The organism is Paraburkholderia sp. BL18I3N2, assembly GCF_003001875.1.
Taxonomy (GTDB): Bacteria; Pseudomonadota; Gammaproteobacteria; order Burkholderiales; family Burkholderiaceae; genus Paraburkholderia; species Paraburkholderia phytofirmans.
Genome location: NZ_PVNC01000003.1, coordinates 251,621 through 274,839 on the forward strand (window position 1 = coordinate 251,621; position 23,219 = coordinate 274,839).

24 protein-coding genes are annotated in these 23,219 nt (G+C 59.6%); 13 read left to right on the forward strand and 11 right to left on the reverse strand.

What is annotated here, in order from left to right; all coding sequences use genetic code 11:
- Positions 1-215 precede the first annotated feature (215 nt).
- From B0G75_RS10800 to B0G75_RS10825, 6 genes are all read left to right on the forward strand, one after another.
- The gene (locus tag B0G75_RS10800) at positions 216-875 is read left to right on the forward strand and encodes an NADPH-dependent FMN reductase (RefSeq protein ID WP_106304359.1); all 660 of its coding nucleotides are present in this window, start codon (positions 216-218) and stop codon (positions 873-875) included.
- 323 nt (positions 876-1,198) lie between these two features.
- The gene (locus B0G75_RS10805) at positions 1,199-1,414 is read left to right on the forward strand and encodes a transcriptional regulator (RefSeq protein WP_012427561.1); all 216 of its coding nucleotides are present in this window, start codon (positions 1,199-1,201) and stop codon (positions 1,412-1,414) included.
- Positions 1,415-1,548: 134 nt separating this feature from the next.
- Positions 1,549-2,502, forward strand: a complete 954-nt coding sequence (locus B0G75_RS10810) for an aminomethyltransferase (protein ID WP_106304362.1) — start codon at positions 1,549-1,551, stop codon at positions 2,500-2,502.
- Positions 2,483-3,937 (forward strand): indoleacetamide hydrolase, encoded by a 1,455-nt coding sequence (iaaH, locus tag B0G75_RS10815; protein WP_106304365.1) that lies wholly within the window; start codon positions 2,483-2,485, stop codon positions 3,935-3,937. Before B0G75_RS10810 ends, iaaH begins: the two co-directional genes overlap by 20 nt.
- Positions 3,938-3,987: 50 nt before the next feature.
- Positions 3,988-4,776, forward strand: coding sequence for a CDP-diacylglycerol diphosphatase (locus B0G75_RS10820; RefSeq protein ID WP_106304368.1), 789 nt, complete (start codon positions 3,988-3,990; stop codon positions 4,774-4,776).
- Between the two features lie 154 nt (positions 4,777-4,930).
- Positions 4,931-5,923, forward strand: coding sequence for a fatty acid desaturase (locus B0G75_RS10825; RefSeq protein ID WP_106304371.1), 993 nt, complete (start codon positions 4,931-4,933; stop codon positions 5,921-5,923).
- Positions 5,924-6,216: 293 nt separating this feature from the next.
- Here the strand turns inward: B0G75_RS10825 and B0G75_RS10830 are convergent, their stop codons facing one another.
- Positions 6,217-7,107, reverse strand: coding sequence for a LysR family transcriptional regulator (locus B0G75_RS10830; RefSeq protein ID WP_106304376.1), 891 nt, complete (start codon positions 7,105-7,107; stop codon positions 6,217-6,219).
- Positions 7,108-7,218: 111 nt separating this feature from the next.
- Here B0G75_RS10830 and B0G75_RS10835 point away from each other — a divergent pair, with 111 nt between their 5' ends.
- Both B0G75_RS10835 and B0G75_RS10840 read left to right on the forward strand, forming a co-directional pair.
- Complete coding sequence (locus B0G75_RS10835) at positions 7,219-7,542, forward strand: carboxymuconolactone decarboxylase family protein (protein WP_106304378.1); 324 nt, start codon at positions 7,219-7,221, stop codon at positions 7,540-7,542.
- A gap of 15 nt (positions 7,543-7,557) precedes the next feature.
- Positions 7,558-7,962, forward strand: coding sequence for a cupin domain-containing protein (locus tag B0G75_RS10840; RefSeq protein ID WP_106304381.1), 405 nt, complete (start codon positions 7,558-7,560; stop codon positions 7,960-7,962).
- Between the two features lie 84 nt (positions 7,963-8,046).
- On the opposite strand, the gene B0G75_RS10845 is transcribed toward B0G75_RS10840, so the two are convergent.
- The gene (locus B0G75_RS10845; RefSeq protein WP_106304384.1) at positions 8,047-8,964 is read right to left on the reverse strand and encodes a LysR substrate-binding domain-containing protein; all 918 of its coding nucleotides are present in this window, start codon (positions 8,962-8,964) and stop codon (positions 8,047-8,049) included.
- Between the two features lie 117 nt (positions 8,965-9,081).
- Here B0G75_RS10845 and B0G75_RS10850 point away from each other — a divergent pair, with 117 nt between their 5' ends.
- Positions 9,082-10,176: a tartrate dehydrogenase gene (locus B0G75_RS10850; RefSeq protein ID WP_106304388.1), complete on the forward strand. Its 1,095-nt coding sequence runs from the start codon at positions 9,082-9,084 to the stop codon at positions 10,174-10,176.
- A gap of 232 nt (positions 10,177-10,408) precedes the next feature.
- Complete coding sequence (locus tag B0G75_RS10855) at positions 10,409-11,719, forward strand: MFS transporter (RefSeq protein ID WP_106304391.1); 1,311 nt, start codon at positions 10,409-10,411, stop codon at positions 11,717-11,719.
- Here the strand turns inward: B0G75_RS10855 and B0G75_RS41250 are convergent.
- Both B0G75_RS41250 and B0G75_RS10860 read right to left on the reverse strand, forming a co-directional pair.
- Entirely contained in the window at positions 11,664-11,966 is a 303-nt protein-coding gene (locus B0G75_RS41250) for a hypothetical protein (RefSeq protein ID WP_258194382.1), read from the reverse strand. The genes B0G75_RS10855 and B0G75_RS41250 overlap by 56 nt on opposite strands.
- Positions 11,967-12,341: 375 nt before the next feature.
- Positions 12,342-13,313 carry a Dyp-type peroxidase gene (locus tag B0G75_RS10860; RefSeq protein WP_106304394.1) on the reverse strand — a complete coding sequence of 324 codons (972 nt, stop codon included), beginning with the start codon at positions 13,311-13,313 and terminating at the stop codon, positions 12,342-12,344.
- 372 nt (positions 13,314-13,685) lie between these two features.
- Between B0G75_RS10860 and B0G75_RS10865 the strand changes: the two genes are divergently transcribed.
- Positions 13,686-14,246: a phosphoglycerate mutase family protein gene (locus B0G75_RS10865; RefSeq protein ID WP_106304397.1), complete on the forward strand. Its 561-nt coding sequence runs from the start codon at positions 13,686-13,688 to the stop codon at positions 14,244-14,246.
- 49 nt (positions 14,247-14,295) lie between these two features.
- Here B0G75_RS10865 and lon read toward each other — a convergent pair whose 3' ends face one another.
- The 6 genes from lon to era all read right to left on the reverse strand — a co-directional run bounded on the left by lon (position 14,296) and on the right by era (position 20,079).
- Positions 14,296-16,710 carry an endopeptidase La gene (gene lon, locus B0G75_RS10870; RefSeq protein ID WP_106304400.1) on the reverse strand — a complete coding sequence of 805 codons (2,415 nt, stop codon included), beginning with the start codon at positions 16,708-16,710 and terminating at the stop codon, positions 14,296-14,298.
- 33 nt (positions 16,711-16,743) lie between these two features.
- Positions 16,744-17,208: an Hsp20/alpha crystallin family protein gene (locus tag B0G75_RS10875; protein ID WP_258194384.1), complete on the reverse strand. Its 465-nt coding sequence runs from the start codon at positions 17,206-17,208 to the stop codon at positions 16,744-16,746.
- Between the two features lie 48 nt (positions 17,209-17,256).
- On the reverse strand, positions 17,257-17,523 hold the full coding sequence (locus B0G75_RS10880; RefSeq protein ID WP_146142500.1) for a hypothetical protein: 267 nt from the start codon (positions 17,521-17,523) through the stop codon (positions 17,257-17,259).
- A gap of 52 nt (positions 17,524-17,575) precedes the next feature.
- Positions 17,576-18,217, reverse strand: a complete 642-nt coding sequence (locus B0G75_RS10885) for a DUF1269 domain-containing protein (protein WP_258194385.1) — start codon at positions 18,215-18,217, stop codon at positions 17,576-17,578.
- A gap of 338 nt (positions 18,218-18,555) precedes the next feature.
- On the reverse strand, positions 18,556-19,092 hold the full coding sequence (locus B0G75_RS10895; RefSeq protein ID WP_106304409.1) for a DUF1269 domain-containing protein: 537 nt from the start codon (positions 19,090-19,092) through the stop codon (positions 18,556-18,558).
- Positions 19,093-19,215: 123 nt separating this feature from the next.
- Positions 19,216-20,079, reverse strand: coding sequence for a GTPase Era (gene era, locus B0G75_RS10900; RefSeq protein ID WP_106304412.1), 864 nt, complete (start codon positions 20,077-20,079; stop codon positions 19,216-19,218).
- A gap of 314 nt (positions 20,080-20,393) precedes the next feature.
- On the opposite strand from era, the gene B0G75_RS10905 reads away from it, so the two are divergent.
- The gene (locus B0G75_RS10905) at positions 20,394-20,840 is read left to right on the forward strand and encodes a phosphate-starvation-inducible protein PsiE (RefSeq protein ID WP_258194386.1); all 447 of its coding nucleotides are present in this window, start codon (positions 20,394-20,396) and stop codon (positions 20,838-20,840) included.
- Between the two features lie 495 nt (positions 20,841-21,335).
- Here B0G75_RS10905 and B0G75_RS10910 read toward each other — a convergent pair whose 3' ends face one another.
- The gene (locus B0G75_RS10910) at positions 21,336-21,605 is read right to left on the reverse strand and encodes a DUF1488 family protein (RefSeq protein ID WP_106304418.1); all 270 of its coding nucleotides are present in this window, start codon (positions 21,603-21,605) and stop codon (positions 21,336-21,338) included.
- Positions 21,606-21,961: 356 nt separating this feature from the next.
- On the opposite strand from B0G75_RS10910, the gene B0G75_RS10915 reads away from it, so the two are divergent.
- Positions 21,962-22,387 (forward strand): molybdopterin-binding protein, encoded by a 426-nt coding sequence (locus B0G75_RS10915; protein WP_106304421.1) that lies wholly within the window; start codon positions 21,962-21,964, stop codon positions 22,385-22,387.
- Positions 22,388-23,219: the final 832 nt, after the last annotated feature.

A 23,219-nucleotide genomic window follows, 5' to 3' on the forward strand; every position in this document is an offset into this window, starting at 1 on the left:
TGCATTGCAGCGCACGCGGCATAGGCGGCGCGACACTGGAGGCGGCCGCGCCGCCGATCCGGCAAACGCCGCGCGGTTATATCGTTAGAACAAAAAGTCGCTTCGTGCGGCGCCCGGCGCTGATTAAGATAATGCTTCAAAGTCCGGTTCGCCCCGGTCCGCCGCGCGCAGCCCCGTGCCGGCGCACCGTGAGCCGCTACCGAAGGAGCATTTCGTTGACCAGTTTCAACCATCATCGCCGGCCGCTCGTCATCGGCATTGGCGGCACGACGCGCGCCGCTTCGTCGACCGAGCGCGCGCTCGGCTTCGCGTTGCGCGGCGCGCAGGACGCTGGAGCGAATACCCGTCTGTTCGGCGGCACCTTCCTGCATAGCCTGCCCCACTACGCGCCGGAACAGTCCCACCGTACGGACGAGCAACTCGAACTGATCGAGGCGGTGCGCCATGCGGACGCGCTGATCATCGCCACGCCCGGCTATCACGGCGGCGTGTCCGGTCTCGTCAAGAACGCGCTCGACACGCTCGAGGAACTGCGCGCCGACGAGCGCCCGTATCTGGATGGCCGCGCGGTCGGCTGTATCGTCACGGCGTATGGCTGGCAGGCAGCGGGCTCGGTGCTGACGTCGTTGCGCTCGATCGTCCACGCGTTGCGCGGGTGGCCCACGCCGTTCGGCGCCGGCATCAACACGCTGGAAACGCGCTTCGACACCGTCGACACCTGTTCGGACGCGAAGGTCGTCGATCAGCTCGCCACCGTCGGCCAGCAGGCCGCGCAATTCGCGCTGGCGTTCAACGCGCACCGCGTGCCGGACGCCGCGCCGCTCGGCAGCGCGCTCAAGGACGCACAACCCGCACGCCTGCTGCACGCGGTTTAATTCCCCTCTTTGCCGATCGCCTCACGACGCCGTGGACCCGCCTGGGCGGCCCACGGCGCGATCGTTCGCGCGAACCGTGCGGCACATAACAGACCCGTAATCCGCAAGCCCGGATAGTGTGTCGAACACAGCGAATATGATCCGATCGGGGCTCCTGCACACATCCCTTCTGATTTGCTTACGACTAAAGATTGGTTCACCCGCTGCGCAGCGCGGCCTAGGCTTGACCTTGCCCGCTGATTTACCGGCCGCGTGACGCTACGGGTTGCGTCCGAGGTGCCGGCCTTTTCGACGCAAGCGGGGCACAACGACTGCCAAAAATCATGAATGCACATATTCGCTACAAGGGCTACGAAGTTGCACCGGCCGCACAACAACTCCCCAATGGCCTGTTCGCCGCCAATTTGACCATCGAGAAAACTTCCGCCAATCACGACCAGCATTATTCATTCGACGCGCTCGATTATTTCTTCGACGAAGAGCACGCGCTGGCCTACGCATTTCGTTGGGGACGCATGTGGATCGATAACCACCAGTAAAGTCACCGATCGCATCATTCGCATCATGTGAGTGGGGAGCGGCGCCAGCCAGCCTGCGCCGCTCGGCATCGGATTTTGAACGGTTGTGCCAGAATGGGCGACACATCGAGTTCGCCCTCCTCTGTACGCCTGCCATGTCCGATACACTGACAGATGTTGCCGAAGACCGTACCCTGCGCCACTGGACATTCCGCGACCCCGCTCGCGTGAAGATCGGTTCCGAGGCGCACAAGCAGATGTTTTGCCGCATGCTGCTTGAAACCCACAACCCCTATAAGCCGGCCGTGCTGGATTGGCCGCCCTTGCCGCCCGATGCACTCGAACGGCTGTGTTCGCTGCCCATCTGGGACATCGCGGTGCAAACCGAAGGCCGCGCGTCGATCGCCGTCCATACTTACGCCGCGCAATTGCGCGACCCCTTGCTGCGCGAAGCCATTACCATGGACGGCGACGAAGAAGCGCGTCACAAGCACGTGCTCTCCCGGCTGATCGCAGCCTACGGCATCGAGATCGCGCCCGAGCCCGACTATCTGCCGCCGCGCGACGCCGAATGGGAATGGATGCGCACGGGCTATAGCGAGTGCATCGACAGTTTTTTTGCGTTCGGGCTATTCCGCTCGGCGCAGCAGTCGGGCTTTTTTCCCGAGGCGCTGGTCGAGACTTTCGAGCCCGTGATTCAGGAAGAAGCGCGCCACATTCTGTTTTTCATCAACTGGGTCGCGTGGTATCGGCGCACCATGCCGCTGTGGCGCAGACCGTGGCATTCGCTGCGCGTGGCCGCGATCTGGGTGGTGCTGGTCTGGCAGCGCCTCGCGATCGCGCGAGGCATCGACGCGAAAGGCATGGCGCGCGATTCGAATTTTCTGCCCGCTAGCAGCGGTGTGATCGGCGAGGCCATGAACGCGCCCGACCTGTTCGCGCTCTGCCTCACGGAAAACGACCGCCGCATGAGCGGTTACGATGCGAGACTGCTGCGGCCGAAGCTCGTGCCCACGCTGGCGCGCTTCGCCCTGCGCTTCATGAAACCCTCGCGCCGGGACACCCCATCAGGAGAAGGAGACGCCGGACATGACATGGACCGTCGATGAACAACTCGCGCTGAGCGCTACCGAAGCCGTCGCCGCGATCCAGTCCGGCCGCCTGAAGGCCGCCGACTACGTAGCCACCTTGCTCGCGCGCGCGGCGGCGCTCTCGAGCCTCAATGCGCTCACCACGCTCGACCTCGACGGCGCGCTCGCCGCCGCGCGGCGCATCGACGCCTTGCCCGCCGCCGAAAAGGCCCGTTTGCCGCTCGCGGGTTTGGCCATCGTCGTGAAGGACAACATCAACACGGCGGGCATGCAGACCTCGGCGGGCACGCCGGCGCTCGAGGGCTTTGTACCGAAGACCAATGCGCCATCGGTACAGCGCCTCATCGACGCCGGCGCGATCGTGCTCGGCAAGGCGAACATGCATGAACTGGCGTTCGGCATCACGAGTACGAACTTCGCCACGCATGCGGGCCCGGTGCGCAATCCCTACGATCCCTCGCTGATTCCCGGCGGTTCGTCGGGCGGCACCGCGGCGGCGATTGCCGCACGCATCGTACCCGCGGGTCTGGGTACCGACACCGGCGGCTCGACTCGCATTCCGGCCGCGTTGACGGGTACGGCGGGGTTTCGTCCATCGGTCGGCAACGGCGGCGCCGAACGGCGCTATCACGATCCGGACGCCGTCGTGCCGATCAGCCATACGCGCGACACGGTCGGGCCGATGGCGCGCACCGTCGCCGATATTGCGCTGCTCGACGGCGTGATCACCGGCGCCGGCGCATTGCCGGTCGTCGCGTTGAACGGCTTGCGCATCGGCTTGCCCGCGCCGCTGTGGGAAGGACTCGAGCGGCAGGTGGAGGACGTCGCGCGAGCCGCGTTGCAGCAGCTCGAAGCGGCGGGCGTAGTGTTCGTGCCAGTGGCGATGAGCGAACTGCACGATCTCAACGGCATGGTGGGCGGCCCGATCGCGATCCATGAGCCGCGCGACGACGTGCTCGCCTGGCTCGTCGCCAACGACGCGCCCGTCAAGACCGTCGTAGAAATGGCGGCCCGCATTGCCAGCCCGGACGTGCGCGCGATCTACGACGGCGTGCTCGGCGATGTGCTCGGCGACCGCTACGAGGCCGCGCTGAATCATTGGCGGCCGCGCTTGCAGCAGTACATGGCCGCGACCTTCGCCGACGAGCGGCTCGACGCGCTGCTGTTTCCGACCACGCGCCTCGCCGCCGTGCCGATCGACGAGGTGAACGGCTCGTCGGTCGTGTCGATCGATGGTTCGGCGGCAATCGACACCATGGACGCTTTCCTGCGCAACACCGATCCGGCCAGCACCTCGGGCATTCCGGGGCTCTCGTTACCCGCGGGCATGACCGCGAGCGGCCTGCCGGTCGGACTCGAACTGGACGGCCCGCTCGGCGCAGACCGGCGTCTTCTTGCGATTGGCATTGCGTTCGAACAGTTGCTTGGCGCTTTGCCGGCGCCGGTGCTTTGATACCGGAACCGCCTTTACACAACCTCTAAAAAAACTCAACTAGAACGCCGATGAAAACTCTAATGCCCGCTCTCCCGCAGCGGGCCCTCTTGCGCCACGGCGCGCGAATCGCCGCGGTGTTGGCCCTCGCCTTGGCCGCCAGCGCATGCGCGCGCCTCGCCGCGGTCGATTCGAATGCGCTGTGGAAAATCGTCGATCTGCGTTGCGTGCCGTCCCAGCAGGCAACCGGTACGCCGGGTCAATGCGCGTTCGTCGACCTGAACAAACGCTACGCTATCCTGAAGGATATTGTCGGACGCTCGCAACACCTGTTGATTCCGACCGACCGCATCACCGGTATCGAAAGCCCGCTCGTGCTTGCGCCGCATGCGCAGGACTACTGGGTCGATGCCTGGGACGCGCGCACCTACGTCGAGAAATCGGTGAAGCGCTCGTTGCCCGACAATCAACTGAGCCTCGAAATCAATTCGCAATATCGCCGCACGCAGGACCAGTTGCATATTCATATCGATTGCATGCGCGCGGATATCAGCGAAGCGCTCGCGCGTCACGCCAAAGATTCACCGGATGAATGGCGCTGGGAGACCCTCGACGGTAATCGCTACCGCATCATGCGCGTGAGTTCGCTCGAGGGCGCCGACAACCCGTTTCGCATCGTCGCGCGAGACAACCAGGGCGCGGCGGCGATGGCCATGCAAACCATTCTCGTGACGGGCGCGGGGCCGTCCGCTGACAAGGACGGCTGGCTGATCGTCAACAGCGGGATCGACGTGGACAACGGCAGCGGCTCGGCCGAAGGTCTCCAGGATCACGCCTGCCGCGTGGCGAACGCGCCCTGAGCGCCTCCTGACCAGTAAGGGCGGAAGACGCACCGGCGCTCGAGGCCGGCCGCCTTTTCACGTTTTCACAGATGCATTGCTGAACAAATTGGTTCTGGCAATGCGCGAGGGTCCGTAGGATCGGTCTGAACCTGCATTCCGACCGATCCTGTTCATGGCGATTTATCTCGACGACACGCAGCGCAACACCCTCGCCCGCATGGCGACAAGCTGGACATGGCGCACGCAATGGCCGACCTGGGCACTGATCGTAACGATCTATGGGGGATGGTTCGGCGTGGCGACGCATGCGCGCGTGCTCGGACTGCCGTTCACCACGCTCCTGCTCGCCGTGCTCGGCACGTGGTACATGTCGTTGCAACATGAATTGCTGCACGGTCACCCGACGCGTTCGCTGTTCGTCAACGCCCTGCTCGGTTTTGCGCCGCTCGCCGTGTGGTTTCCGTATGGCATCTATCGCGACTCACATCTTCAGCATCACGACGATCCGCATCTGACGCATTCCGAGCGCGACCCCGAAAGCTACTTCGTCAGCGCGCTCGTATGGCGACGCACGGGTTGGGCGATTCGCGCGCTGCTGACCTTCCGTAATACGTTTATCGGGCGCCTGCTGGTCGGGCCGGCGTTCTCCATCGCCGCGACGGGCGTGGATGCGCTGCGTAAGATAAAAAGCGGCAATTGGCGCGATGTTCCGCTGTGGCTTGCGCACTTTGCCGCTGTTGCGGGGCTCGCGGCCTGGATGCAACATGCGTGCGAGGTTCCGGCGTGGGCCTTTATTGTCGGCGCGGGTTATGGAGCGCTGTCGTTGAGTTCGATCCGTTCGTTCCAGGAACATCGTGAGGCGCAAGCGCATGAGCATCGCAGCGTTATTAACGAAGCGTCGTGGTTCTGGCGTCTGCTGTTTCTGAACAACAACTATCATCTGGTTCATCACGACTTGCCGCAGGTGCCGTGGTTTGCGCTTCGCGAAGTCTATGAGACGTCCCGCCAGCAGTACATAGAACGCTCAGGATCCTTTTTGGTCAAGGGTTACAGCGAGTGGTTGAGGAGCTATGCATTCGCTCCAGTTGTACATCCGGTGGCGAACGCAGGGTCCGGCTACTTCCAGGGAAATCCGCCTGCTTCCGTCGGTTTTGCAGGCAAATAGCAGGCAAACCGAAAGTGAAAATTCACGGTAGTTGTTCGCCATGGGCACGGCACTCGCCTGCTGCTACGCAGTAGCGACCGGTTGTGACGGCCACTCTTGTCGATAGCCCGAACAAGGCGGACTGCGGTAACAATATCCGTCTCTGCTGTTGTCTCGATGCCGATTGACTGAGCTTCGCATCGGCGATATTTTCGGCGCGCCACCGCCGCGGTCAAGGGCGGCACCGGTTGCGAGTTCGCCCAACGTATCGCTTTCTACCCCAACGGCAACCCTTTTAATTTCAAACAATCTATTTATTGCAATCTGAGCGCCTCTACGACGATCGAAAGCGCCTTCGAATATTCGCGTCTGCTGGGATAGAAAATATGCAGGCCCGGGAACGTGGGATACCAGTCTGCCAATACCCAGCGCAAGCGCCCAGCAGCTACGTGTGGCTGGGCCAGGTCTTCGGGAATAAACGCCAGTCCAACGCCATCGATTGCCGCGTTCAGCATCTGATATGCGCCGTTGAACGTGAACTGACCATCTACGCGTACCTGAATTTTGCGTGAGCCCTTCGTTAGTTCCCACGCGTAGATTCCACCGAATGTCGGCAGACGCAACCGGATGCAGTTGTGATTCACGAGACCCTTGGGATGCTTTGGAGCGGGATGCTTTTCCAGATATTCCGGAGAGCCCACGATGGCGAGGCGTGCGTCGGGGCCGATGCGAACCGCAATCATGTCTTTCGCCACCTGATCTCCCCACCGGACCCCGATATCGAAGCGGTCCGCGACGATATCCGCGAGGCCATAGTCGACGACGAGTTCCACTTTGATGTCCGGATACGCGGGCAGCATTTTCGACAGGCGTGGCCAGATGACGGTATCGATTGCGTAGTCAGTGGCGGTTATGCGAATTGTGCCGACGGGCCGGTCCCGGGATTCGACCGTGGCGACGAGTTCGTTTTCGATCTCCTCGAAGCGGGGAGCAATCGACTTCAATAAGCGCTCGCCTGCTTCTGTCGCCGCCACGCTACGGGTGGTGCGGTTGAGCAGTTTGACCCCCATGCGCTCCTCCAGCGCACGCATGGCGTGGCTCAACGCACTTTGCGACATGCCTAATCTGGCCGCAGCACGTGTAAAACTGCCTTCACGCGCTACAGCGACGAAAGCCAAAAGGTCGGTTGCGTTCTCGCGCAGCATTTATGTGCCCGGTTCATGAGTCTTTGCCGATTCTACCGGCTAGTCACGGCGCACGCTGAAAGCGAGAATCTCCGGTATCGCAAGTCCTTTCAATGTCCGGGAAGAGAATATATGACAAGCAAACCTACTGCGGCGCGGCAGGCATTTGGCGCCATCGCGCCGAAACTCGCTGAAATCAGCGATGACGTTCTCTTTGGCGATATCTGGGAGCGGCCGCAATTATCGAAGCGCGACAGAAGCCTTATTACTTGCGCGACCCTCATCGCTCTATGCAAGGTCGAGCAGATGAACTTCCACATGCCGCTTGCAATTCAGAATGGAGTGACTCACGACGAACTCGTCGAGATGACTACGCATCTGGCCTTCTACGCCGGATGGCCGAGTGCGATGTCAGCGGTAACGAAGCTCAAGGAGCTCTTTCCCACTAACGATTAACCGAATGAGGAACCCATGCATCTGAAGAAACCCGGTTCGCAGCCGTCGATGAAAGGTCCAGGCGACTGGTTTACCGGCACCGTGCGTATCGACCCGCTCAATGCACCACCTCCGCCCGCTCGCGTATCGTGCGCGAGCGTGACCTTCGAGCCAGGTGCACGCTCGAACTGGCACACGCATCCGCTCGGTCAGACTCTGCTGGTGACTGCGGGTTGCGGCTGGACCCAATGCGAAGGCGAGGCCATCGTCGAAATTTGCGCAGGCGATGTCATCTGGTGTCCTCCCGGCCATAAACATTGGCACGGCGCGTCGCCCACAACCTCCATGACCCACATTGCGATTCAGGAAGCACTGGACGGTAAGAACGTCGAGTGGATGGAACCGGTCACGGATGACCAGTATCTCGTAGGCCCAGGATGACGGGAACACGCTTCTGGCCCTGCCCACGACTGGTATAAGACCGCAGCCGAACGTCCGATTCCGATAACTCAATTTCACAACGGTTCAGGCTTGCTCGTTTCGAAGATCCTGCGCGATGAAGTCGACGAACGCGCGAATGCGGTTCGACATCTGATGTCGCTGCGAGTACACCGCGAAGATATCGGCGTTCGGCGTGTCATGATCGGGCAGCACGACAACGAGTGAGCCGTCAGCCAGATATTGTTTGATATCCCACTCGGCCCGCATCAGGATGCCGTGTCCTTCCAGAGCCCACTTCACCGCGATCTCGCCATCGTTCGTGGTCAGAGTTCCGTTGATCCGCACGGCTTCCGTTTTGCGCGATGCGCCTCTGCCCGAAGTGAGGCGCCACACACCGTACGCCTCATCTCCCTGACGAATGCCGATGCAATTGTGCCGCGTAAGCTCGTGCGCGGTCATCGGCATGCCGCGTGACGCGATGTATGCGGGTGCGGCACACAGTAACCTTCGGTTGGCCGCCAGACGTCGCGCGACTACCCGCGTGTCCGGCGGCTCGCCGAACCGGATACAGACGTCGAAGGTGTCGTCCGTCAATGGCGGAGGCGTGACGGACAATTGAAGCTGAACCGAGACTTGCGGATACTTCGCGACGAAGCGCGAAATCGCGGGCGCGATATGGCTTCTCCCGAACCCAAGCGTCGCATTCACTCGCAGCAATCCCTTCGGACTCTTCTTCGCCGTGCCCAACAATTCCGCCAGTTCGTCGATCTCGTCGAGAATCCTGCGCGCACGCTCGAGGTACAACTCGCCCTCCGGCGTGAGCATCATCCGACGTGTCGTACGGTTGATCAGGCCGACACCCGCCCGGCTTTCCATCTGCGTCAGGTGCTTGCTGACGGCCGCCGCAGTCAAACCCAATTCCCGCGCCGCCGCACTCAAACTGCCGGACGCGGCTAGTGTAGAGAAAAAGCTCAGATCGGACGGCAGGACGATGTCTCGCATGGCTTTCACTTGTGAATGAAAGTTAAAGATGTTTTGAGTCTAGCACCGGTTTTAGAGTTTTTAGTTGAGTAAAGTTCACGCATACCCACAACCTCACAACACTTGAAGGACGGAGACATGAAAACCTATCGCATTGCGACGATTCCCGGTGATGGCATCGGCAAGGAAGTTGTCCCGGCCGGCGCGCAGGTGCTGGAAGCGCTCGCCCGGACCACCGATTCGTTCGCATTCGAATTTGAAAACTTCGACTGGGGCGGCGACTACTACCGTGAGCACGGCGTCATGATGCCTGCCGACGGACTCGACGTGATCCGCAACAAGGACGCCATCCTGTTCGGCTCGGCCGGCGACCCGGACATTCCGGATCACATCACGCTGTGGGGCCTGCGCCTGAAGATCTGCCAGGGCTTCGACCAGTATGCAAACGTGCGACCGACCCGCATCCTTCCGGGTATCGACGGACCACTGAAGCACTGCAAGCCGGAAGACCTGAACTGGGTCATCGTCCGTGAAAACTCGGAAGGCGAATATTCCGGAGTGGGTGGCCGTGTTCATCAGGGGCATCCGATCGAAGCCGCAACAGACGTGTCGATTCTGACCCGCGCGGGTGTTGAACGGATCATGCGTTTCGCGTTCCGTCTCGCACAATCCCGTCCGCGCAAGCTCCTGACCGTGATCACGAAAAGCAATGCGCAGCGTCACGCAATGGTGATGTGGGATGAAATCGCGCTCGAGATTTCGAAGGAATTTCCCGACGTCAAATGGGACAAGGAACTGGTCGACGCCTCGACCGCGCGCATGATCAATCGTCCCGCGACGCTTGACACAATCGTCGCCACCAATCTGCACGCGGACATTCTCAGCGATCTCGCAGCCGCACTCGCAGGCAGCCTGGGCATTGCCCCGACCGGCAACATCGATCCTGAACGCCGGTTTCCGTCGATGTTCGAGCCGATCCACGGTTCTGCGTTCGACATCATGGGCAAAGGTCTTGCCAATCCGGTCGGTACCTTCTGGTCGGTCGTCATGCTGCTTGAACACCTCGGCGAATTCGATGCTGCGAAGCGCGTCATGCAGGCCGTCGAGGCCGTCACCGCGGACAAGTCGCTGCACACCCGCGATCTCGCCGGCACGGCAACGACCGCACAAGTCACGGCCGCCGTCTGCGCGTTTATCGAGAAAGCTGCCGCGCCCGCGGCTAACGCAGCGTAAGCGCCACCAGCGGCTGAGTGTGCCAAACGGGATGCCGCGATCCCCACGCGCGACCATGACGGCATCGGCTGCTTCGACGATCGCATCCACATCAGATTGCTTTGACGGTTTCCCAATACGTTTAAACGGCAGACGTGCCGAAAACGGCAGCCGCGCTCGACGGCTACGGCACGCACCGCCTCCACACTCCGTTTCTGCACAGAGCACTGCTCGACCCTCCAAGGAGGAGACAATGATTTCCGAACTCGAAAGCCGGGTTTCCCGCAAGCTCATGCTGCGCATCATCCCGTTCGTGATGCTGCTTTATTTCGTGAGTTTTCTCGACCGGGTCAACGTAGGCTTCGCTGCGTTAACGATGAACAAGGCAATCGGTCTTTCGCCAACGGCGTTTGGTCTCGGCGGCGGGTTGTTCTTCATTGGCTACTTTCTCTTTGAAGTGCCGTCGAACCTGATTCTTCACAAGGTGGGCGCCCGCCGGTGGATTGCACGTGTCATGGTGTCATGGGGGATCGTATCGTTCGCGTCGGCATTCGTCGTCGGCCCGACCAGTTTCTATGCGCTGCGCTTTATCCTGGGTGTCGCCGAGGCGGGGTTCTTTCCGGGCATCATCCTGTACCTCAGCTTGTGGTTCCCTTCCCGCCAACGCGCGGTCGCCGCGGCCTGGTTCATGGCGGCAGCACCCATCTCGACCGCGATCGGCTCGCCGCTCTCGGGCGCGATCATGAAACTGCCACCCGTCGCGGGACTTGCCGACTGGCAGATGCTTTACATCATCGAAGCCGTGCCTGCGATCATTCTCGGTTTCTTCGTGCTGAAGTACTTGACGGACTCGCCCTCCAAAGCAGAATGGCTTCAACCGGAAGAGCGTGACTGGCTGGTCGCGAAGATGAGGTCTGAAGCGGACGCCAAACAATCGCATGCGGGTCACGCGACCGGGGTGCTCAGCGCTTTGCGCGATCCGCGAGTGCTGGCACTCGCCTTGATTTACTTCGGCACGTCGGCTGGGCTTTACACGCTTGGCCTCTGGGCGCCGTTGATCATTCGCCAGTACGGCTTCGGGTCGTTCGAGACAGGTCTGCTGGCGGGTGTGCCGAGCGTCCTCGCGGTCATCGCCATGATCGTCTGGGCCAGGCATTCAGACCGTACCGAAGAGCGTACGTGGCACGTTGTCATTCCATGTGTCGTGGCATGCCTCGGATTCGTCTTTGCCGGCAACGCGACGACTGCGCTGATGGTCATCCTGGCGCTCGTAGTCGTGAACATCGGCGTCAGTGCGGCCAAGGCACCATTGTGGGCAATGCCCAGCATGTTCCTGTCAGGCGCCGGCGCGGCTGCGGGGATCGCGATGATCAATTCGGTCGGGAATTTAGGGGGCTTCGTTGGGCCGTTTGCGATTGGCTGGCTGAAGAACGTGACCGGTGGCTACTCGGCGGGTTTGTACGTTGTCGGCGCGACATTGGCAGTGTCCGCCGTTGTCACGTTGTTGCTCAGCCGGCAATCGAAACAGGCACCCGTTGTCGCTGGGGAGCGGCACAGCCACTGAGCGTGCGGAATTCGTTGCGCTTCTCGTTATTGTGGCAAATGCTCTCGTGCATATGGCGCATTTCGTTTGTCATCACAGGCGGCATCGGCTTTGTCTGGCTGGCCGCCAGGCTTATCTTTTTTAACGCACCCGGGAAAGCAAAATGGCTGAAAACGGACAAGCGCGAAAAGATCATCCGTGAGCGGGAAACGGGATCAGTCGAGGCGGCGTCCGTGAACACCCAGTCGAGTGGGCTGCTTTCGCTCATGCGCACTCCGACTTTGTGGGGTCTCGCGATCACCCAAGGCTGCAACGTCTATACCCAATACCTTTTTTTGACCTGGTTGCCCAGCTATCTTCAGGCCAGCCGCGGACTTAGCATTGCGCATACGGGGCCCTTTTTTGGCAGTCCCTTACGCCGCCGCTGTTGTGCTCTGCATCTTCGTGGGTCGTCTGAGCGAACCGCTCACGCCGCCTGTGTACAGTCAAAAAAAAGCGGCATGGACGAGAGCTTCGTGAAGACGATGAAGCGCAGAGGCGGCGTTTCGGCACTTTCGAGCCGCGACGGTATGTGCGGACCGGCCAGCGGCCCTTCGCCGCTGAGGCGGCACAGCATTGCTCGAGCTACGACCACGGCGTCCCCTCAGTCAGCCAGGTTGCTCAGAAACTTGCGGGCCGGAGCAAAGAACGTGACACCCGTGACAGCCTTGGAGAAGTCAAGAATGCGGTCATGAAGCGGCGGCGGATCACCTATGAACATACGTTCCAGCATCTTGTCGATCACCCACAGGTGCCGGGAATAGCCGATAAAGTAGGTGCCGTATTCGCCGCGACCGGGGACGGCGAATGGCATGTTGTCACGCAGGATGTCGTGCTCGCCGTCCGCGTCCTCGATTGTGCAAAGCGTCTTGTGGGATTTCTGGCCCTGCGTCGCGTCCGGCAACTCGCTGTTGCTGAACTTGGTACGGCCGATGATTGCCTCCTGCGTCTCCACACTCTGCGAGCGCCAGGCTGCCATGTCGTGCAGATACTTCTGAATCACGACATAGCTGCCGCCAGCATATTCTGGATCCTCGTCGCCAACGATGGTGGCGGCAGGCAGGTCCAGGCCATCGGGATTCGCAGTGCCGTCAACGAACTCGAGGAGATCGCGTCCATCGAAGTAACGGAACCCGGCGACGTCGTCGACTGCGGTGACGGAGTTCCCAAAGGCCTCGAGGAGAATCCTCTCGAACTCGATGATCACACCCATGGACTCAGCACGGATGTGGTACAGCAAGTCGCCCGCTGTGGACACCGCAGTATGGGTGGCACCTCGCACCTCCTTGAACGGCGCGAGCTCACTGGGTGCAGGTTTCCCGGTAAGCGGTCCCCAGGCACGATGCGAAATCCCGACGTTGCAGGTGAACACGCCGCCGTCAGTTCGGATCCTGACATCCTTGACGAGGTCATCGGTGCTTGCCACCACGGAGCGCGCGGCTGCGATCGACGCGTCGTCGTCTTTCACGGTGAGGACCAGGAACGCGGCTGCCGCCGACAACGGAGCGTCGATAGATTGCGGCTCCGTGTCGAGCGCGCGTTGGGCGGCGGAGATCGGCGAAGATATCGGACTCAAGATTTCTCCTGTTGTGGGGTGAGAATGAACTGACGGTGACTGCACGTTCCGTCTTGTGTAAGTCTTTTCCCATTATCAATGAAGATCCCGATCCTGAAGCTCTATCGCTCCGATTCTTAGTATCGGAATCGAGCTAACGTGCGTTTATCGGCCCCTTCTCGAAACTATTTGAAAATCTGGGGAGCCTTGAACTTACAATCCAATCAGGCAATAAACTCGGCGCGAACGACAGACAGCGTTGGGTTCAGATCACACTTGTCGACGACAACCCGCGCCACGACTGGAAGCCTTTGCTTCACGAGGTCGCGGCTGGCAGCATGGAAGATACGGTACAGCGTCGCACCCAGTCTTCAACCCCATCGCGGAGGCCACATGTCACCCCATCGAATCATGTTTATTCGGCACGCTGAGAAACCAGGCCCCAACGAAGGTATCGGCATTGAAACGGACGGAAAGGCCGACGCTGAAAGTCTCAGCGTTCGCGGCTGGCAGCGGGCCGGGGCGTTGGCACGATTCTTTTGTCCGATCGAGGAAACGCACGCCACGCGACTGAAGCCGGCCACCGTGTACGCGCCAGGGACCGGTCCGTCCAGCAAAAGCAAACGAGCCATGCAGACAGTTACCCCGCTGGTTGCCCTGCTTCAGCTACAGGCAACATCTCAGGTGAACTACGTCACCACGCACTTGAAGGACGACGGGCCAGCGCTAATGAACGACGTGTTGGCTCAATCCGGCATCGTGCTGATTGCATGGGAGCACAAAGTACTACCGTCGTTAATCGGACTCGTACCTGGTGCTCCAAGCGTTCCTTCGTCGTGGCCGGAAGATCGGTTCGACATGGTATGGATACTCGATCGCGCGATGGATGAATGGTCATTCTCGCAACTTCCTCAATTGCTACTCGCCGGCGATACCGCTAATCCGATCGAGTAACACTCCCACGCAAAACGGTCCCGCCTGGGCGCCGCCCTCTTTTGCGGAATTATGTATCGACGTTCCGATTAACCTTCACCGATTCGTTCTCGAGAATTTCGCGCACTGCGTCGTCCACGGTCTCCAACAGCACGAATCGCATCTGGGTGCGTGCGTCGACAGGAATGTCCTCGAGGTCGGGAGCATTGCGCGCGGGCAGCAAGACTGTTTTGATGCCGCCACGCAAAGCGGCAAGCACTTTTTCCTTGATGCCGCCTACCGGCAAGACAATGCCCCGCAGGCTGATTTCGCCGGTCACGGCGCAGTCGCTGCGCACCGCTCGCCCCATTAGAAGCGATGCAATCGCGATGAACATGGCGACGCCGGCGCTGGGGCCGTCCTTGGGGACCGCACCCGCCGGCACATGAACGTGAATGTCGCGCTTGTCGAAGTTCGAGCAGTCGATATGCAGTGACTCGCAGCGCGACTTCACCAGCGTCAAAGCGGCCTGGACACTTTCCTTCATCACGTCGCCTAACTGGCCCGTCAGCACGAGCCTGCCACCGCCCGGCGTGCTGCTCGCTTCGATGAAAAGCAGATCTCCGCCAACCGGCGTCCACGCGAGTCCAGTCACTACGCCCGGCAAGCTCGTACGCATCGCCACCTCCATTTCGAAGCGACGGTGCCCCAGAATCGACGACAGGCGATCGGGCTCGATCCGTTCATGCGTAGACGGGTCTTCGGCCACGCGCAACGCGACATAGCGAAAGACCGCGCCGATCTGCCGCTCCAGGCTTCGCACGCCGGCTTCGCGCGTATAGTCGCGGATGATGACCCTCAGCGCTTCATCGGGAAGTTCACATTGTTCGGCAGTCAGGCCGCACGCCTCCAGTTGACGTGGAACCAGAAAGCGCTGGGCGATCTGGAATTTCTCGGTCTCGGTGTAGCCGGGCAGATCCAGAATTTCCATGCGATCGCGCAAGGGACCCGCAATACCTTCGATCTGGTTGGCAGTGGCCACGAACACGATTGCGGACAGGTCGAACGGCACGCCCAGGTAATTGTCCCGGAAAGACGCGTTCTGCTCGGGGTCCAGAACTTCGAGCATCGCCGCGGCCGGGTCGCCGTGCACGCCCTGCCCGAGTTTGTCGAGTTCGTCGAGCAGCATCACGCAGTTGCGCGCGCCCGCTTTGCGGATCGCCTGGATGATGTTGCCCGGCATCGCGCCGATATACGTACGCCGATGGCCACGTATTTCGGCTTCGTCATGCACGCCACCCAGGCTAACGCGCACAAACGGCCGCTCCAGCGCGCGTGCGATGCTCTGGCCCAGCGATGTTTTGCCGACTCCCGGCGGTCCGAGAAAGCAAAGAATGGGCGCCTTGCCGCGTGGATTGAGCTTTCTGACACCGAGATATTCGAGGATGCGGCGCTTCACCTTATCCAGACCGAAGTGCGCTTCGTCGAGTATCTGACGCGCACGAGCGATATCGATCGGCGCTTCTGCGGGAAGCGGCCAAGGGAGTTCGGTCAGCCATTCAAGGTAGCTCACGCTTATGGAATACTCCGAGGACGCCTCCGGCATCCGCTCCAGCCGGCCGAGTTCTTTGCGCGCATGAGACTCGACTTCCGGTGGCATGTGAGCGGCTTCAATTGCCTCCGTCAGCTTGCGGACTTCCTCGCGGCTTTCGATGTTCTCGCCAAGTTCGTTCTGGATGGTCCTGAGTTGCTCGCGCAGCATCATTTCACGTTGACGCTGGTCGATCCGGCCGCGCGTCTGCTCGCCGATTTCCTGCGACAGACGAAGCACTTCGATGCGTCCCGCAACGGCATCCAACACTTTGTCGAGCCGCTTGCAGACGTCGAGCGTTTCCAGAATCTCCTGCTTGCGCTCCGGCGGGATGTCGAGCAAACCGGCGATGGTGTCGGCGAGCAGGCCAGGCAGCTCGATGGCATCCAGCGCCCTTACGAGTTCCCCACCCGCGTTGGGCAGTAGTCCGATCATTTCCCCCGCGCGCTGCCTTAAAACAAGCGCACGTGCGTCGACGGCGGAGTCCCTCGCGGTAGTCTCGGGCAGGAACTCAACTCGCGCTGCCCGAAAGCCGAGACCTTCGACCGGCGCAATCAGGCGAAAGCGCTCGACACCCTGACAGATCAGGTGATGCGCACCGTCTTCTGGACTAGTGACGTAGCGCACCACGTTCGCCACGGTGCCAATCGTGTTCAGGCCATCGAATGTCGGGTCCTGTACCCGCGGATCGCGTTGCAACACAACGCCCAACGGCTGCTGGCGTTTGACGGCGGCCTGCACGTCCTCCTTGGCCTGGCCACGTCCCGCGGTAAACGGCAGCACCATACCTGGAAACAGCACGGCATTGCGCACCGGCAGCAGAATCAGGGTCTCATTGGGCAATGCAGATGTCGAAGCAGTTGCCTCGCTCGCCGGGCTGGACTCGGAAGTCTCGTTTTCGCTGTCCGCGCTCATCCTCGTTCCTCGATTTGCCGGCGCTTGCCGGACTCAATCCAGCCTTTCGAAGCTCAGCACCAGGCATCCGTGGTCAGCGTCGCGCTGCGCCAGCCGATAGCGACCGGTTGGAAGCTGGATGCGCCGCTCGAAACGGCCATAGGGAATTTCCAGGCAATGGACCTTGCCCGCAGCGAAGGCGCGAGGCAACTTTCTTTCGGCCTCGACAATCAGCGTACCGCCATCGAGATTCAGATCGATCACGTCGGGAGGCACGCCCGGCAACGCCACCACGATCACGAGCCGTCCATCCTGTTCGAACACCTCAATGGGCGGTTCCCAGATGGGTACGCGGGCATGCTGACCCGCCAGCCGGAAGAATTGCCTGTGCAGCCGCTCTGCGCGCTCAATCGCGTCGACGGCGGCTTCCCACATGATTGTATGGCGAGTGAAAGTCACGGGCCGGCTCCATGCCTGTTCGATCAGCGCAACACTGGCTGACCATTCATCAAAGGCCATCGGTGCACGTCTGTCAAGTCTGCGCACCGAATGTATGGCTCGTAACCGTCAGTCGTGTTTAAGGTCGGAATCATCGGTGGTTTCAATCCGGCTCACCCCACCCACCGCAATCGGATCACTTGCCGGGAATGTCTCTTCGAGCGCCTCGTCGAGAGAACAATCGGCTGAAGGAGCCTGAGGTCCACCCGTCTGCGGGGTGCTGTTGAGCGCGGAGGAAGCTCTGTTATCAGATCGTGATTCTTTATGACGTAGCATTTTTCCGTCCATGCGAAATCGGGAGAGGAAATCAAAAACCGTTCCTGCCTGACGTTTCATTGAGATCTCAACGCACATCAAAATCGGATTCTTCACCGACGGAACACGCGCGTCACCATGGAAGCGACTGGTGGAACAGCTTGCCACCGTAGCCGAGCACGACATTCTCGACCTCGAACAGCGGCGGCTCTTTTACTTCGAGGATCAATGCGACGCTGCCCGGCAGGAGTTCATCGGAAATGGATTTTGTCAGTTTGCTGTCGAGAATACCCTCGACCGCGTGCCCGGCAAGCCCCGCGCCTGCGCCGACAGTGAGCCCCGCGATCACGCCAACCGGTCCGCCTAGCAGGCCTACCAATCCCCCTGTTACAGCGCCAATCACCGTGCCCCAAAAAGGCTGGGTGTACTTTTCGATCACCGTTAATTTGCCCGCGACGTCTTTCTGAACCATCACGCCGCTCTCGATCTTAAAACCGCCATCATCTATTTCGAAATTTCTGAAATCCCTTGCGGCCCTCTGTGCGACGTCCAAATCCTTAAAGGTCGCGACAATCAATTTTTGCGTCATTTCCCAGCTCCCATTTGCAAACCATTGCACGTATAAAACATAGCGCCTCGGCGCACGCACTGCCATGTCGATATCTCCGATTCGAGCTATCGGCTGCGCGCCAGTCCTTCGAAAGATAGGCGAAAGGCATTCCATATCGGCACGGCAAATATTGAGGAAGGAGATGAGCATGAATATGACTGACATGGCACAGGCCGCAGAACTTCAACGCGATTCAGCAAAGGCATACGCACTAGCGAGGAATACATATGAAACGGCTAGCTCTGAGGCAGCTCTTGGCTCGGTAGCCGCCAAAAATACGGCGAGTTACTTCGCCTGACCTGAGTGTTGCAGGGAAGTGACGCAGTGCCTTGAAGGAGTTGCCTCAACTACGCCGGGGCCGGGGAGCGATCTAAATAGTCTCCGTTGCTCCACAGCGACGGCGATCACGAGGCGGCTGATGGGAATGATTCTCTCCGCAATCGCCATGCAGATGATTGTTGTGAGTCTTCAGACATTGTTCCCAAATCCCGGCAAATAAGTCCTCACTGCTTTACACTGCTCGCGACGTCGGGGTTGTCACTATCTGTCGAATTCTTAGCCTTCGATAACGCCTCGACCAGCTTCAATTCATCGTCAAGTGAAAGATTGGTATACAGCACAGTGCCTCCCAGTTTCGCCAGATCGGCTTCCACTTTGTCCAGCGTCACTTCTTTGAGCAGCGCGAATACCGCGGCGGCGCCTGGTTGAATTTTTTGCGTCAACGACTTTACGAAGGTGTCACCGACACCGTATTCACTCAATTTGCCTGCCAATGCGCCAGACGCCGATCCAACTGCCGCACCTAGCAACGGATTCAGAAATAGCCAGCCAATCAGGCAGCCCCAGAACGCCCCTCTCAACGCACCCGCAGCCGTCGGATCGAACGTCTGATGAAGTGTCACTCTGCCGTCGGCCGTGCGCTCAACAATGACCGCATCTTTCAGTTGCAAAAGGTATTCACCTTGAAGTGTCCGTAGCTCTTTCAACGCGCCTTCCGCTGCGGCTAAGTCTTGATAGGTAATCGCGATCAGGGTAGACATGACCAGTCCTCGAAAATGTAGGAGTTGACGAAGATCGTGCTTTTCAAAGCGGCGCTTACGCCATATGCAAGTTGCTGCGGGCCCGCCTGACAGGCTGATACGCTGCTCGTCGAGCCGATGTCGTCATTCATACCCGTAGGCGCGAAGCCCCGCTTCGTTGTCGGCCCAGCCGCTCTTGACTTTGACGAATGTCTCGAGATAAACGGGACCGTCGAACAACTTTTCCATGTCTACCCGCGCGTCGGTGTTGATCCGTTTGAGCTTCGCCCCATTCTTGCCAATCATCATCGCCTTTTGCGAGTCGCGCTCGACGAGAATCGTTGCGAAGATGCGCTTGAGGCGCCCCTCCTCCTCGAACTTTTCGATCACGACCGTACTCGTGTAAGGGAGTTCGTCACCTGTCCAGCGAAATACTTTTTCGCGCAGAATCTCGGCAGCGAGGAAACGGGAACTGCGGTCGGTCAGGTCATCTTCGCCATAGATCGATTCGCGTTCCGACAGGTATGGCTTGATCGTCTGCAGCAAACGCTCAACGTCTTCCTGATTCGTCGCGGACAGCGGCACCATCTCGACGAATTCGCGCAAGTGGCTCACTTGCTGCATGAACGGGAACAGCGTCGCCTTATCTGTGATGCGGTCAAGCTTGTTCGCGATTAGAAGCGTCGGCATGCCGCGTGGAATCAGGTCGAGCACTTTCTGATCGTCTGGCCCAAAGTGACCGGCCTCTATAACGAAGAGAATCACGTCGACTGACGTCAGCGTCGACGTGACCGTACGATTTAGCGAACGGTTCAGCGCGGTGCTATGGTGGGTCTGGAAACCCGGCGTGTCGACAAAGATAAATTGTGCGTCTTTGGTCGTATTGATTCCGGTGATTCTATGGCGAGTTGTCTGCGCCTTGCGCGACGTGATGCTTATTTTCTGTCCGACGAGAGCGTTCAGCAAAGTGGACTTGCCGACGTTGGGGCGCCCGACGATAGCAATCATTCCGCACCGGAAACCAGGGCAAGAGGAATCGACGTCAGGATCATTCATATCACAAAGTCCGATTAAGAGACTGACCTGGGAAACGGATCCCGACGTGAAGATGGGTTAGTTGATTATAGTCACGCGGATAGCGTTCGATAGGGAATTCAAGCATTGAGATACACATCGGTCTCCAATATTTACTATCGTCTTCTCCCCTATTGATGCGCATCCCGGTCATACAGAGAATGTACGCAATGTCGGGCGCATCACTCATCTCAACTGCGGGATTTGGTGGTCAAATAATTGCTTAGCTTGCGGCTTCAATCTATTCCGTGAATTCACCCCACCTGGCAGACCATACGGCTGGTCCCTTTCGTCGCCGTTTCGTCCAGTTTCTTTACGCGGTCGAGGTCGGTGGGCTTGTCGTTATAGGTCTTGCCACCGCATTCGCGATGCTGCAGGAGGCCTTGAAAGTTTTCCTGATCGGCCAGGTCCTATTGACTGATCTGCTGTTGATGTTCCTATACCTCGAAGTGCTTGAGATGACGGTACGGTACTTGCGCCTGGGTCGCCTACCGGTTCGCTTTCCGCTTTATATCGCAATGGCATCTCTCGCGCGTGACCTGATCCTCCGCGGCGGCACCGGTGACTCTGCGCATATTCTGATGACGACCGGCGGCATCGTTATGCTCGCGGTCGGGGTGATAATTCTACGTTTCGGGCAAAACCAATTACCGTCCGCGGGCGACGACGACCACGAAACAAGTGACCGTGATTAAGCCGTGCACCGGGGCTGCTGGGGGCTTGGCATCTCCTGGCTTGTCACGCCACAGGCATCCTCTTGCGCCGCAAAGCGCAGCGGTCGAATAGCCAAATTAGCCCTGATTTCAGGCCCTCGAACGCGGCACCGATCGAACAGTCCGATATTATGAATCGGGACGCGATGATTGACCTTCGGTCTACTTTTGTCCAACATCGGGGGGTGTCTCGGCTACCTCGGCCAGTCACAGCCCTCGTTCGATCTCCGGCCCGCCTGGCCCCTCCTCCCGGCGGGTATTTTTTTGCCATCGGCGCGGATCAGAACAAAGTGCTCCACCGCGGATGTATTCCGGACGCGACGCGAAGGTCTCCATAGCAATCGGCCAGATTGTCCGCTAAGTGTGCCCGTGCAAGGAGTTGGGACACATGTAGAGCACGGGCGACACGCCAACAGCCGCTGTGCAGCCATGTCGCGATACTGCGCAACGTGTGTCGCGCCGATAGCGCAAGTTGCGTCAGGACGCGAAGACCTCAGCGTTCAGCTGCAGTGGCTCGCCCCTTAAGCCGCCTCGAATCGCGGCTGCGGCCTTCTCGTATATCAGCTCACGATGCTGCTCGAACTCCTGCACCAGATCGGATTTGTGCCCACCCGGCGGAGATAGTTCGCGCAGTACTTCCTTGCTCACAACGCAAAAGTGATGGACGCTGTCAACCTTGATGCCGAATTTCACCGCTTCGCGTCCGTCCAAATGTACGACCCTGATGCCTTCTATGGTATCGGCCATCGTCGCCTCCGTTGCTGGCTGTCCAAAAAGACTAGCACGAAAAAACCGCTCCGATGCCGATTTTGCAGACAGTCGCACTGCGTTCTGCGCAAGCGCGAAGCGCGAAATACCAAGCCGACAGAGCAGACGAGCCACCGAGCTCTTTCAATTGGGCGGACCGAGACCAAATTTTGTGATCAGCGCCGGTCTGAGCCTCTCAATTTCCGCCTATGCTATACGCAATGAAGTCCGCTCGAATGGCATCCGCGATTTCACTTTCACCGGAGTTCGCCTTGCAACGGACGTCACCGCAAAGAAAGGCGTGTGAACAGCAGCCTGACTTGCGATGGACCTTCAAACCCGATCCGGAGAGAAGTATGCGTACCAGCGCTCGTAATCATTTCGCAGGCCATATCGCCGGCGTGAAGTCGGGAGCCGTCAATGATGAGGTCATCCTCCGTACAGACGACGGCCTGGATATCGTGGCCATCATTACGCAAGGCGGCGCCACCTCGTTGGGACTCCAGCGGAATTCGACCGCATTCGCTCTCGTCAAGGCGTCGTCGGTGCTCGTGCTGGTCGACTTCGACAGCCACAAGATATCTGCGAGGAACTGCATTGCAGGAACGGTTTCGGCGGTTGTCAAAGGCCCCGTGAATGCAGAGGTTGAGATCAGCGTGCCAGAAGGCGCAAAAATCGTTTCAATCATAACCAACGAAAGCGTGGATCGACTTGGTCTCGCCGTTGGAAAGCCTGCGACCGCAATCTTCAAGGCCTCCAGCGTAATTATCGGAGTCGAATGAGCTTCGATGGTCGCGGTCGAGCGTAACGGAATTAGAGCGGGGAAAGGCAGCCATGAAGCGAGAACCATCGAGTCGGCGTACGGGTTTCCTAAGCGACCTGAAGTGGATGTTGATCCTCTGGTGCCTGGGGGTCGGAGCCACCGCACTCCTCGTATTACCAATTCGCCTATTAATAGCGGCAATGATGCGGAAATAACATCCTGCCGTCCCATTTCACTCCGGTACTTGCGGGCCGCGGGACACGCCATCGCCAACGATGTGCGGCTCGGCGCGCTGCGGCGACGACATTCTTCCAGGTTTGTCGGCGACATCGATTCCTGCGCTTGGTCACTCCAATAGATGCTATCGGACCGACAGACGTTAACAATGGTTCGACTTGTCAATAGAATCAAATCAAAGGCCGTCCAACACGGCAGCGGATTTGTATCTGAGGAAGGCGATGCGAGGACAGACTTCGGTTTATCCAGTGACTCAATGCCGCATCAGGTGACGAAGTGTGTTTGAGTAAGACAATTGGCCCACGAACGGAAGTCACCCGACCATGTACATGCTCCGTGATATCTGCCAGGCCGGACCAAATGTCGTGCGCCTCACCGAAGACTCGCATTGCCCCGCCGATGCAGGACGGCGTCGTTCCGAGGTGCCGTACCTCGACGTCGTGAAGATGATCTGCAAGAGGCCCTTGTTAAATACGCAAGATTATCTGGATGGTCGTGCCTATTAAAATCCGTATAAATATAACAATTCTTTATAAAATGAAATGCAGTGTACTTGCTCAACCGTCGCTATATACGACTAAACCTATCGGCACTTTTATTAACCGAGATGCGAG